This is a genomic window from Lactococcus sp. S-13 (assembly GCF_004210295.1).
GTDB lineage: Bacteria > Bacillota > Bacilli > Lactobacillales > Streptococcaceae > Lactococcus.
In genome coordinates this window covers 724,476-736,139 of sequence record NZ_SDAK01000001.1, presented here as the reverse complement: position 1 = coordinate 736,139, position 11,664 = coordinate 724,476, and the positions used below count along the sequence as shown (strand labels likewise).

General features: G+C 39.6%; 11 protein-coding genes and 1 pseudogene. 8 read left to right on the top strand and 4 right to left on the bottom strand.

From position 1 onward, the window contains the following. The first annotated feature begins 81 nt into the window (after positions 1–81). The 3 genes from EQJ87_RS03680 (at position 82) to EQJ87_RS03670 (ending at position 3,394) form a co-directional block, all read left to right on the top strand. On the top strand, positions 82–858 hold the full coding sequence (locus EQJ87_RS03680) for a MarR family winged helix-turn-helix transcriptional regulator (protein ID WP_130123392.1): 777 nt from the start codon (positions 82–84) through the stop codon (positions 856–858). Positions 859–901: 43 nt separating this feature from the next. Next, positions 902–1,576 carry an SGNH/GDSL hydrolase family protein gene (locus EQJ87_RS03675; protein WP_130123391.1) on the top strand — a complete coding sequence of 225 codons (675 nt, stop codon included), beginning with the start codon at positions 902–904 and terminating at the stop codon, positions 1,574–1,576. A gap of 63 nt (positions 1,577–1,639) precedes the next feature. Next, a complete protein-coding gene (locus EQJ87_RS03670; protein ID WP_130124579.1) occupies positions 1,640–3,394 on the top strand; it encodes an ABC transporter ATP-binding protein in 1,755 nt (584 codons plus the stop codon). Between the two features lie 158 nt (positions 3,395–3,552). Here EQJ87_RS03670 and EQJ87_RS03665 read toward each other — a convergent pair whose 3' ends face one another. The 3 genes and pseudogenes from EQJ87_RS03665 to EQJ87_RS03655 form a co-directional block, all read right to left on the bottom strand. After that, positions 3,553–4,179: a DedA family protein gene (locus EQJ87_RS03665; RefSeq protein WP_130123390.1), complete on the bottom strand. Its 627-nt coding sequence runs from the start codon at positions 4,177–4,179 to the stop codon at positions 3,553–3,555. A 182-nt stretch (positions 4,180–4,361) separates the two neighbouring features. Further along, positions 4,362–6,359 (bottom strand): ABC transporter ATP-binding protein/permease, encoded by a 1,998-nt coding sequence (locus EQJ87_RS03660; RefSeq protein WP_130123389.1) that lies wholly within the window; start codon positions 6,357–6,359, stop codon positions 4,362–4,364. A 97-nt stretch (positions 6,360–6,456) separates the two neighbouring features. Continuing rightward, positions 6,457–6,675: pseudogene (locus EQJ87_RS03655) on the bottom strand (zinc ribbon domain-containing protein). A 173-nt stretch (positions 6,676–6,848) separates the two neighbouring features. Here EQJ87_RS03655 and EQJ87_RS03650 point away from each other — a divergent pair. The 3 genes from EQJ87_RS03650 to EQJ87_RS03640 all read left to right on the top strand — a co-directional run bounded on the left by EQJ87_RS03650 (position 6,849) and on the right by EQJ87_RS03640 (position 9,343). Next, on the top strand, positions 6,849–7,337 hold the full coding sequence (locus EQJ87_RS03650) for a phage tail protein (RefSeq protein ID WP_130124578.1): 489 nt from the start codon (positions 6,849–6,851) through the stop codon (positions 7,335–7,337). Between the two features lie 97 nt (positions 7,338–7,434). After that, positions 7,435–8,097, top strand: a complete 663-nt coding sequence (locus EQJ87_RS03645; RefSeq protein WP_130123388.1) for a YoaK family protein — start codon at positions 7,435–7,437, stop codon at positions 8,095–8,097. Between the two features lie 142 nt (positions 8,098–8,239). Beyond that, positions 8,240–9,343 carry a vitamin B12 independent methionine synthase gene (locus tag EQJ87_RS03640; RefSeq protein WP_190289034.1) on the top strand — a complete coding sequence of 368 codons (1,104 nt, stop codon included), beginning with the start codon at positions 8,240–8,242 and terminating at the stop codon, positions 9,341–9,343. Positions 9,344–9,374: 31 nt separating this feature from the next. On the opposite strand, the gene EQJ87_RS03635 is transcribed toward EQJ87_RS03640, so the two are convergent. Beyond that, positions 9,375–10,061: a hypothetical protein gene (locus EQJ87_RS03635; RefSeq protein WP_130123386.1), complete on the bottom strand. Its 687-nt coding sequence runs from the start codon at positions 10,059–10,061 to the stop codon at positions 9,375–9,377. 376 nt (positions 10,062–10,437) lie between these two features. Between EQJ87_RS03635 and EQJ87_RS03630 the strand changes: the two genes are divergently transcribed. Next, positions 10,438–11,187 carry an MBL fold metallo-hydrolase gene (locus tag EQJ87_RS03630; RefSeq protein WP_130123385.1) on the top strand — a complete coding sequence of 250 codons (750 nt, stop codon included), beginning with the start codon at positions 10,438–10,440 and terminating at the stop codon, positions 11,185–11,187. Next, on the top strand, positions 11,187–11,660 hold the full coding sequence (tadA, locus tag EQJ87_RS03625) for a tRNA adenosine(34) deaminase TadA (RefSeq protein WP_130123384.1): 474 nt from the start codon (positions 11,187–11,189) through the stop codon (positions 11,658–11,660). The genes EQJ87_RS03630 and tadA overlap by 1 nt, the downstream gene beginning before the upstream one ends. Positions 11,661–11,664: the final 4 nt, after the last annotated feature.

The window sequence follows — 11,664 nt, the reverse complement described above, 5'->3', positions numbered from 1 at the left end:
ATTGAGCGACCAGATGATTTATTGATTTATATTTTTGATGAACAGCGACAAGCACTTTAATTAAGATAAAGGAGATCTATTATGTCTGAACAAACAAATAAACTTTTAAACCTATTTTCAAAACTTTTACGCCACCCCAAATTCATGATGGCTCTGCGCATGGATATGATGTCTGAAAAATTACGTCAGCGCAGAGATCGCACAGGCGCTCAAGGTCTACTTATTGAGCTTTGGAAAAAAGATGGATTAACGAATGGCGAAATCGCTGAACTTCTCGACATTAAGCCTTCGAGTGTGACAGCTCAAGTCAAGAATTTGGAAAATGCTGGCTTAGTTGAACGGCGCCAAGATGAAGAAGACAAACGAAGCAGCCGAGTCTTTCTGACCGAAAAAGGGCAAAAAGCTCAAGAAAAACGTCAAGATTTGCATGATAATATCAGCTCAGATTTATTTGACGGGTTGAATACAGAAGAACAAGAACAATTGTCAATTTTGCTTAACAAATTGCTTGAAGCAAATGCTGATGGAGAAATGTTTGACTACGCTCGTCAATTACAAGAAGAAATGATGTCACAATTTGACGCGATGCGTGGCGGTGTTGGTGGACGTCATGGAGGCGGCCCCCGAGGGCATCATGATGCGCAACGAGAACGTTGGGCAAGAATGTCTGACAACGAACGACGTCGGGCAATGCGTGATTCTATGCCCTTTGGTGAAGACTGGAAAAACCTTTTTGATAACATGAAAAAAAGGCATAATCCTTGGAATTTCGGTCAAGGAAGAGGCTGGGACGGACACGGTTCACGTGATGTAAACGGTGAAGCTAAAGACGATAACGAAAATTGGATAGATTTTTAAGCTTAAAGATAAAAAATGCTGTAACAATAAGAATGGAGAAAAAATGGCCCAAGAAACTAGAGAACTAACATTAAATCCTCAACTTGTGGATTTTCAAAATCATTTAATCGAAAAATATAAACAAGAAAACAAGACAGCTCAAAAAGGTCAAACCTTGTTTGTCGGATCGTCACTCATGGAAATTTTTCCAATCGAGCAGTGGGAAGCCCAAGGAAAAGTAAATTTTAAACAACATATCTACAATCGAGCAGTTCGTGCGACGACAACCTCATTTTTATTAGAGCATTTTGAAACACAAATTTTAGACTTAGAACCTTCAAAAATTTTTATCAATATCGGGACAAATGATATTGGATTTGAAGTAGCAGAAGATGAATTTTTAGCAAATTATGTTGAAATAATGCAACGAATTGCTAAAAATTTACCGCAAACAGAAGTTTATGTTATGCGCTATTATCCAATCAATACGGTTGACTTTGGCGCCGATGCCGATGAAAAAACTTTATTTGAAACTCGCAGTAACGAAAAGTTCCAAGCAGCAAGTGACAAGATTAAAGTTCTTGCCGAAAAACAAGGTTTTCATTTTATTTCTGCTAATCAAAATTTGGCAGATGAATCAGGAAATCTGAAAAAAGAATTGACTTTTGACGGTGCACATCTCCTCCCTGCAGGTTTTGAAGTCGTATTAGAAAATCTCAAACCTTATTTAGATAATTAAAAATGAAAGATTTAACTTAGAAATAAAATAAAAGGGAGTAACTGAAAAATGGAAAAAGGTCCAATGACCAGTCGCGTTGAAGGAAAAGCGGTCGATAAAACATCCATCAAACACTTTGTTTCACTCATTCGGACTGCAAAACCCCGCTATCTCTTCTTCATCATTGGGATTCTTTCGGGGATTGTCGGAACACTCGTCCAACTACAAGTTCCTAAGCTTGTACAGCCGTTGGTTAACAGCTTTGCTCAAGGCGTTGATGGAGGTAAAGTTGCCTTAGTCATTGGACTTTACATCATTTCTGCAGCAGTTTCAGCAGGTGCTGCAATTGTGCTAGGGATCTTTGGTGAATCTGTCGTAAAAAATTTGCGCACCCGCGTTTGGGACAAGATGATTCATCTTCCCGTCAAATATTTTGATGAAGTTAAAACAGGAGAAATGTCTTCGCGTCTTGCCAATGACACAACGCAAGTTAAAAATCTGATTGCCAATGCCATTCCACAAGCTTTCACATCAATTTTGTTGCTGATTGGATCTGTTTTATTTATGATTCAAATGCAATGGCGTTTGACACTGGCAATGGTGATTGCTGTACCTCTTGTTATGCTCATCATGTTCCCAATCATGACTTTTGGTCAAAAAATTGGGCGGACTCGCCAAGATTCATTGGCTAATTTCCAAGGAATCGCCAGCGAATCACTCTCTGAAATTCGTCTGGTTAAATCCTCAAACGCTGAAAAACAAGCCTCACAAAAAGCCGAAAAAGATGTCAATGCACTTTATAAAATTGGTGTGCGTGAAGCGGTTTTTGATGGACTGATGTCGCCAGTAATGATGCTCTCAATGATGTTGATGATTTTTGGACTCCTTGCTTATGGGATTTATCTGATATCAACAGGGGTCATGAGTTTGGGGGCTCTTCTAGGGATGATGATGTACCTGATGAATTTGATTGGTGCTGTGCCGACCGTCGCTACTTTCTTTACGGAACTTGCAAAAGCCTCTGGATCAACAGCTCGCTTGACTGATTTGCTTGAGGAAGATCAAGAAATTCTTCATCAAGGAGATGAGATTAACCTTGAAGGAAAAGTTTTAGCGGCTCATCATGTAGATTTCGCCTATGATGATTCTGAAAAAATTCTCCAAGACCTTAGTTTTGAAGCCAAACCGAATTCAATCATTGCTTTTGCTGGACCTTCTGGAGGAGGTAAATCAACAGTTTTTGCGCTACTTGAGCGTTTCTACCAACCCACAGCGGGAGAAATCACGATTGATGGTCTACCGATTGATCAGGTTTCACTCGAAAATTGGCGCAGCCAAATTGGCTTTGTCAGTCAAGACTCTGCCATTATGGCAGGAACCATTAGAGAAAATCTCACTTATGGACTTGAGAGAGAATACACAGATGAAGAACTTTGGCAGGTTCTCGAACTCGCCTTTGCTCGTAAATTTGTTGAAAATATGCCAGAACAATTAAACACAGAAGTTGGTGAACGAGGAGTGAAAATTTCAGGTGGCCAACGTCAACGGATTGCTATTGCCAGAGCCTTTTTGCGAAATCCTAAAATCTTGATGCTTGATGAAGCCACAGCAAGCCTTGATAGTGAATCAGAAGCAATGGTGCAACAAGCTTTGGATAGCTTGATGAAAGGACGTACGACCCTTGTCATTGCTCACCGTCTCTCAACAATTGTTGACGCTGATCAAATCTATTTTATTGAAAAAGGACGAATCACAGGTCAAGGAAAACATACAGAGCTTGTCAATAGTCACCCGCTCTATGCAAAATATGTCTCAGAGCAACTCACGCTTGGGGAATAAACAATAAAAGACTGAGCAATCAGTCTTTTATTGTTTATTTTTAAACCTAAGGATCCAATCCAGTTAAAGTCACTAAAAAAAGCGAGTTGATTATCTCGCTTTTTAATTTATAGCTGGGAACTTCGCTTATAGGTATGTTATTATCTTTTATAAATTGTCTAGTTTTTCATTGACTTTGAAAAGAAACGTTTTTTAACAAAGAAGAGAATGGCACAGATAAAGGCGACTGCTAGTAATCCAACAACGATTGAAGAGTAAGAATCAATGATGCCTGCAATCATTTCCCAATTATCGCCCAGCGCTGCGCCAAGTGAAACGAGAACAATGTTCCAAATCAAGGTGCCCAAAGTGGTCAAAAACAGAAAAACAGGAAGCTTCATTTTGGCGGAACCAGCAGGAATGGAGATAAGGCTTCGGATTAAAGGAATGAAGCGGCAAAAGAAAATGGTAGCATTGCCACGTTTCATAAACCATTGCTCAGCCTTCTGGATATCTCCTGCTTTTAGACGCAGAATTTTGCCTAATTTCCCAGAGATGAGCGTTTCTAAGCGCTCAACGCTCAAAAGTCTACCTACAAAGTAGAGAATGACGGCACCTAGCACGGAGCCAATTGTTGCTGCGATAATCATACCAATAATGCCCAGCTCACTATAGGTGGTCATGAAACCTCCAAAAGTTAAGATAACCTCAGAGGGGATGGGCGGAAAGATGTTCTCAATCATGATGAGAAAGGCGACACCGAAGTAGCCAAATTGATTCATGATTTGAATAATGATTTCTTGCATTGTTGCTCCTTGCTTCATGAAGTTATTCTAATATAAATTTTAACATATTTTAATTTTTGGGGCAAATGATAGAAAAAATAGGCTTTGTCAATGGCAAGGTCTATTTTTCTAAAGAAGGCGAGAAGCCTGTTTAATTGATAAATCTGCCAGTGGAAAATTGAACTGACAGATTTTTGAAATTTTTATTCGGCAGAGAGGGCTTCAATCGTGTTCAAACGAGCGGCACGACCACTTGGCGCAAGACTTGCCAAGAGGGCAATCAAGATGGCGATGACAAGGGCGAAGATGACATTACCAACAGAGATTTGCACGATGCTTGCACCGTCCAAGAAGCTGCTTAAAGCTTTATTGATTACAAATTCACCAAGATAGGCAAAGCCGATTGCGATAGCTGCAGAAGAAAGTCCAAGAATCAAACTTTCAGAAGTAAAGAGACGAGAAATATCTTTTTTACGTCCACCAAGTGCACGAATGACACCAATTTCTTTTGTACGTTCAGCAACGCTCATGTAAGTAGTGACCACAATCATAAAGATTGATACAATCAGACTGATTCCGGCAATAGCAGCAAGGACATAGCTGACGATATTTGTGATGTTTGTAATCACATCAAGCATTGAGGTAACACTGAAAGTGACAAATGCTTTGTTACCATCAATTTTGAGTTTTTCAATAGCAGCAGTTGCTGATTTAACATTATCAACTTTATCAACAGTGACAACGGCGTAAGTTGCGTCGGTGTCCGCACCAGCAGCATCCAATGCATTTTTCAATGTTTTATGCGTTACGATGAGGCTTGATGAGTTTGAGCTACCAACGGTGTCTGGTGTTTTCAAAATTCCTGAAACTTTGAAATCTTTAGTGACAGGAACGGTTGCTCCAGTGCTCGTTTTGGCTGGGAAGCTGAGGTTGATTGTTTTACCAACTAAAGCTTTATAGTTACTATTGAGGGCCTTGGCATCATTTTCATAAAGTGCGATTTCACCATCTGCAGGTTTTGTTCCTGTAAGGTATTCATCGTTGATGTTTGATTGAGTCCAAGTGTCAATAGAGTAAAGTCCAGATTTTGTTTGGTCATTATATTTGAGTGTACTCAAACCTGAGAAGGAGTAAGCAGGCTCTACTTTTGCGATATTATCTACATTTTTCAGTTTGTTAAGATGAGTGCTGTCAAGATTGGCTGCTGATGTCCCGAGTTCTTGTTGAGATTGACGCAATGCCTCTTCGTTGCTGAGTTTATTATCAGTGGTCGTCCGTTTGAAAATCGTGATGACATTAGGATTGACATTTGAGGTAATGGTGTCATTCATGTAGTTGGTGGCACCATTTCCAAGTCCTAAGAAGAAGATGACGGAGAAGAGTCCAATCGCTGTCCCAAGGGCAATCAGGAGATTGATTTTCCAAGAGTGAGTGAAGTGTTTGAAGGCTGTGCGGAAAGTATCGCGATAAGATAAAGCTTTAGGCTGCACCCGCTCGTGCTCTGTAACAGGATAGCTTGGTTTTATCCGCTCATCTCCAGTGATTTGACCATCGGCCAGGCGGATGATTCGCGTCCCATAATCGGCAACTTCCTGTGAGTGAGTAACGACAATAACAGTCTTTCCTGATTTGGCGATTTGGCGTAAGAGAGCTAGAACTTCCTTGGTATTTTGTGAATCAAGGGCCCCTGTTGGTTCATCGGCAAGGATAATTTCAGGGTCAGAAGCAAGCGCACGGGCAATGGCTACCCGTTGTTTTTGTCCTCCAGAAAGTTGTGAAGGATTTTTCTTACGGTGGTCGTAAAGACCAACTTGCTTGGTTAATTCAATAGCTCTCGCATGGCGCGCTTTGTCTGATAAGTTCGTCATTTTAAGGCTGATAAGAATGTTATCCAGAACGCTCAGATAGCTTACGAGATTGAAAGATTGGAAGATAAAGCCAATGGTATCGCGGCGATAGGCATCCATATCTTTTTCTTTTTTCGTTTTTTGAGGGATGCCATCAACGATGACGTCACCTTCGTACTTGCGATCAAGACCGCCGATGATGTTCATCAGGGTTGACTTCCCACCGCCTGACTCCCCAAGCAGACTGACGAAGTCACCGCGTTCGAATTCCAAATCAATTCCTTTAAGAACGGGGAATTCCTCTTTTCCAAGGAAATAGGACTTCCGAATGTTTTTCAGCTCTAAAACTGGCATAAATAATTTCTCTTTTCTAATCAGTATATTCTATATTATACATTAAGTTTATCTAATAAAAATAAGACTAAGGTCTTATTTTTGAGTTTTTAGCACATTAGCCGTTGAGCAGAAAGTCCAAGATGTTCATTCCAGTGCTGGTTTGGGCTTTGTAAAGCTCGGTATAGCCACACTGGGCGCAGGAAATACTGATAAATTTTTTATTTTGTACATTAAAAAATTTTGAAAAATCGCCACCTGTGGCTTGAAATTAATCTTGCTCAAACGTGTGATTGCCGCATTTTGCACAGATGTACTGCTGTTGGTAACCGTTCATTAAAAGTCCTCCATTGAATTTTTTGACCGTGGGTTTATGCTTATTATACCTTAAATTTACGGAATTTTTTAGTGATTTGAACTGGGGGAAATTCGTGCCCGAGAGCTGGAAAAGTTTGAACTAGCGGGGCTTGTGTTATAATGATTTTAAAAAAAGAAGAAAGTGTGGGAAAAATGGCTTATCATGTGAAATTTAAAGAAGACGAAATGGAAATTACAGGTCTGGAAAGTTCGCCTGTTGCTGAGGCTTTAGCGGGTTTACGAGCCAACGAAGCACGCTACTTTTGGAATAAATATAAATTTGAATATGTGACTTATCCAGCACAAGAAAAGTCAGAAGTAGTTGCTTTGATGAGTCAAATCTTGAAAGAAGAACGAGAGTTGACTTTTTCTGCCAAACTTCTGGAAGTCGCGATTTATGAAGATGAGCAGATTTTTTGGCCAGAATTTTACTATGAGGATGGGATGGTTTTGAATTTGCTTTATGAGAAAAAGCCAGCAGCAGAAGGTAAAAAGCCCAAGCGTGCTGTGGGCATCAAACTCTCGGTGGGCATGGAGATTCCAGCCGAGCTGGAAAGTAAATTTAAATTTGCACGGCAGCGATCAAAATTAGCAGGCGAAATCCGCGGTTCATTTTTTACAGTCAAAAAAGAGTGGTTGTAAGCAAAATTCACCAGAGAAAATGCTGACGTAATCATTAGCATACTTATGAAAACGGATAAAATCCGCTTTGAGTGAAATTTTTGTTATAATTTTACTTATGGATAAACTAATTAAGGAAAAAATGCGAATTGCTTTACTCTTTGCTCTAAATGCAGGGTTTATGGACGGTTTTTCATTTTTTCATTTCAATGATCGCTTCATTGGCGCTCAGTCGGGAAATGTGATTCAGGCAGGGATTAACATCGCCGAAGGAAATTTCACACGTTTCTGGGATTTTGCAATTCCAATTATTTTCTTCATTTTGGGTGTGATGACGCGCGGATTTTACTCTCATTATTTGATGAAGCGTCGAAAACTTGATGCGACTTATTTGCTTTTGGTGCAATGGTTCGGAATTACAGCTTTTGCGTTGGCTTACGGCTTTAATTTCCCGCTTTCAGCTTCGTTTTATGTTGGCTTTTTCAGCTATTTTATGGCCATTCAATATGATGCTTTCACCAAAGTTCACGGTCGAGCTTATGGCAGTATTTTCATGACTGGAAACATGAAATCCATGTCTGCCAACCTCGCCCAATATATTATTACCCGCGATCAAGAAAAATTGCGTTCAGCTGGTATTTATGTGCTGCTGATTGGCCTTTTCTTTACGGGCGCTGGCCTGGCCACGCTATCTGGTCATCTTTTTGGCAATTGGACAATGCTTGGTTCAAGCCTTTTGATTGGTGCCGTTTATTTCATTATTCGTTTTGAAACAGCTTAAAATAAAAATCTTCGATTTCTTTAAAAATCGAAGATTTTTCATTAAATATTTGCATAACAACATAAAAAAATAAGAAGACCAAACAAGATTCAGTCTGCTAAAATAGAAACAGAATAAAAATTATTAGAATCTAGGTATTATTATGACACATACTCACTATCATTTTGACCACGTTGGAAGTTTTCTTCGCCCACAGGCCCTCAAAGAAGCTCGTGCAGCCTACAATGCCGGTGAAATTTCACTGGAAAAACTCAAAGAAGTCCAACAAGCAGAAATCAAAAATCTAGTCAAAAACGAAGCTGCCACAGGACTTGCAGCAGTTACTGATGGTGAATTTAATCGCTCTTGGTGGCACTTGGATTTTCTCTGGGGGCTAAATGGTGTCGAAGCTTACGAACAAGAAGATTCTTATAAATTTCACGGTGCAAAAACGCGCACAACCAACATTCAGCTGACAGGAAAAGTTGCCTTCAACCCTGAACATCCTTTTTTTGCAGATTTTGAATTTTTGAAATCAGTTCTACCAGACGGTGTAGAGCCAAAAGTAACCATTCCATCACCATCTTTGATTCCAAATCGTGATGGACGTTCAGACCGTTGGCCAGAATTTTATGGCACTTGGGAAGAATTTTTAGATGATTTAGCACAAGCCTACCACGAAACATTATTGCATTTCTACGAACTTGGCGCACGCTACATTCAGTTGGACGATACGACTTGGGCTTATCTGATTGCTCGACTTTTGGATGATCCTGCAAATCATGAAAAATACGTGAAAATGAGTGAAGACATTGTCTATGTCATCAACAAACTCTTGAAAGATTTACCAGAAGACTTGCGTGTATCAACCCACATCTGTCGCGGTAATTTCAAATCAACCTATCTCTTTGAAGGCTCATACGAACCAGTTGCCAAATATTTAGGTCAACTTAACTACGACACTTTCTTCTTAGAGTACGATGATGCTCGTTCAGGAAGCTTTGCTCCTTTACCAGAAATTTGGAATCAGCGCAAAAACGTTTTGCTCGTTTTAGGTGTTTTCACCTCAAAACACCCAGAATTAGAAGCCATTTCTGATATCCAAGAGCGCCTTGACGAAGCTACTAAATATGTTCCTTTAGAAAATCTTGCCCTCTCAACTCAGTGTGGTTTTGCTTCAACTGAAGAAGGAAATGACTTGACAGAAGAAGAACAATGGGCAAAACTAAGTCACATCAAAGCTATTGCTGATAAAATTTGGGATTAACAAAATAAAAAAACGACAATCGTCGTTTTTTTTACTCAAAAATTTCTGCTAAAAAGTCTAAATAATGATTTTCACGCTCTCTTTGAATCAAAGACTTTCCTTCAGGTTCAATCGTTCTTCGAAACTCATCATTTTCAAGGTCTATTTTCAACTGGTCAAGCTGTTCTTCAAGCGTCCGATCAGTATGTTGTTCCAAATTCTTAATCAAATAACCCAGTGCAGCAATATTTAACAAACCATCAGGAATGCGAGAATGGAGCAGGTGAGCATCAGTGATAAGGACAAGATGTTCACGGCCAAGCGCATTTTTAGAATCTTGAAGCTCCGTATAAATAGCGGATTTCACTCGTTTTTTAGTCCACCGCAATTTTCCCCTTTCAAAGAGTGTCAGAAAAATAAAATAAGTGCTTGCCCATGAAGTTCCAGCAATAAAAACATAAATCAAAATACACATAATCAAAGCAGATAAAGTACTCAACTGTGCAGCCGCTGAGATGACTTTCAAATCCGTATCTTTAGTTAAAAGAAAAAGAACCAGCAGCAAAAAAGGGAAAAAAGAAGCATAGATTTTCGCCAAAGTTGAAACTTTTTCATCAAGCGCCGCCTTTGCTTCTCGGCGTAAATCATGACGTTTCATTTCGTTTTTTTGTAGACGCTCAAGTAAATCAAAAATATCGTAACAATAGTTTAAATCAAGTTGGTGGGTGGAAATCGCCATTTTCGCTCCTTTCTAGCTTTTTTCCAAAACTGCATTATTACATATTATACTCCTTTGTTTCTTGAATTACAATAAAATAGCATTAGTAATCTAAAAACTAAAAAAATTGCAAAAAAGAGCAATCCTGTTATAGAAAAAAGAAAAATAAAGCGATCGCTGTGATGGGAGAGAGAGCCAAGCTATCAAAAAATCAGTAGGTCTCAGCTTAATCCAACATTTGGAAGTGACTTTTTACTAAGCAAAAAAGCAGCAAATTGAGAAGTAGTTTACTCGAATTTTCAACATTAAATTTAGAAACAAACTAGAGAGCGAACAAGCGAAATTTCTCGCACTTTGCTATAATGGAAATAAATAAAAATAAAGAAAGTGAGAAAAGATGAAATTAACAGCACTTGGTGTTTGGGGTGGCTATCCTACACGTGACGCAGGCACAACTTCTTATCTCTTACAGTCAGAGTCAGGCTTCAATCTGCTCTTGGATTGTGGCTCACGCGCAGTGACCGAGCTGGAACATGAATTGCAACCTACCCAACTTGACGCCGTCATTTTGAGTCATTACCACGAAGACCACATCGCAGACCTCGGCGCACTTCGTCAATATCGTCAACTCTATCCATTAGGACAAGACGGTTGGGATGGGATGATTTTATCCATTTATGGTCATGGTGAAAATGAATATGAGTTTTCAAAGCTGACTTTGGATAAGGTTTCTAAGGGTCATGTTTATGACGTCGAAAATGGCACAAAAGTTGGCCCTTTTGATATCACCTTTTTAAAAACAGTGCATCCTGTGGTCAATTATGCCATGCGTATTGTCGAACGCAAAACAAATCAGGTTTTGGTTTACACGGGCGATACTGGTTATTTTGAAGAATTAGTCGACTTCTCAAAAGAGGCAGACCTTTTGCTAGCAGATGTTTATTTCTTTAAAGAAAAGTCAAAAATGCCTAATCATCTGTCCTCTCTTGAAGCAGGAGAAATCGCTAAAAGTGCGGCTGTTGGAAAGCTTGTCTTGACTCATTTACCGCAATTTGGTGATTTAAAAATCTTGCTTGAAGAAGCGCAGGAAGCGGCAGGAAAAATCCCAGTTGATCTGGCTGAGCCACACATGAGGTGGCAACTTTAATGATTCAAGAATTTACACACGATCAAAAAGAATTTTTCATGAATGAAGCGCTCAAAGAAGCGCAAAAAGCTGCGGATAACGAAGAAGTTCCAATCGGAGTAGTCATCGTCAAAGCTGGCGAAATCATCGCGCGTGATTTTAATCGGCGAGAACTTGATGGTCGGGCCACACACCATGCTGAAGTTTGTGCGATTGAAGCGGCAAATCAGGCGGTGGGAAATTGGCGCTTGCTTGATTGTGCTCTTTTTGCCACAATCGAACCTTGCGTGATGTGCGCTGGGGCAATTGGGCTAGCACGTATTCCACAAGTTTATTTTGGTGCGACAAATCCTAAGTTTGGAGGCACAGTCAGCCTTTACCAAATTTTGGAAGATAAGCGGCTTAATCATCGCGTACAAGTAGAATCAGGCATTTTAGAAGACGAATGTGCAAAAATCATGCAAGATTTCTTTAAAAATAGACGAAAAAAATAAATTA

Excerpts from the sequence above, each read along its gene's own strand:
- EQJ87_RS03665 (WP_130123390.1), bottom strand. The coding sequence starts at position 4,179 with ATGCAAGAAATCATTATTCAAATCATGAATCAATTTGGCTACTTCGGT.
- tadA (WP_130123384.1), top strand. The coding sequence starts at position 11,187 with ATGATTCAAGAATTTACACACGATCAAAAAGAATTTTTCATGAATGAA.
- EQJ87_RS03645 (WP_130123388.1), top strand. The coding sequence starts at position 7,435 with ATGGATAAACTAATTAAGGAAAAAATGCGAATTGCTTTACTCTTTGCT.
- EQJ87_RS03640 (WP_190289034.1), top strand. The coding sequence starts at position 8,240 with ATGACACATACTCACTATCATTTTGACCACGTTGGAAGTTTTCTTCGC.
- EQJ87_RS03635 (WP_130123386.1), bottom strand. The coding sequence starts at position 10,061 with ATGGCGATTTCCACCCACCAACTTGATTTAAACTATTGTTACGATATT.
- EQJ87_RS03675 (WP_130123391.1), top strand. The coding sequence starts at position 902 with ATGGCCCAAGAAACTAGAGAACTAACATTAAATCCTCAACTTGTGGAT.
- EQJ87_RS03630 (WP_130123385.1), top strand. The coding sequence starts at position 10,438 with ATGAAATTAACAGCACTTGGTGTTTGGGGTGGCTATCCTACACGTGAC.
- EQJ87_RS03680 (WP_130123392.1), top strand. The coding sequence starts at position 82 with ATGTCTGAACAAACAAATAAACTTTTAAACCTATTTTCAAAACTTTTA.
- EQJ87_RS03670 (WP_130124579.1), top strand. The coding sequence starts at position 1,640 with ATGACCAGTCGCGTTGAAGGAAAAGCGGTCGATAAAACATCCATCAAA.
- EQJ87_RS03660 (WP_130123389.1), bottom strand. The coding sequence starts at position 6,359 with ATGCCAGTTTTAGAGCTGAAAAACATTCGGAAGTCCTATTTCCTTGGA.
- EQJ87_RS03650 (WP_130124578.1), top strand. The coding sequence starts at position 6,849 with ATGGCTTATCATGTGAAATTTAAAGAAGACGAAATGGAAATTACAGGT.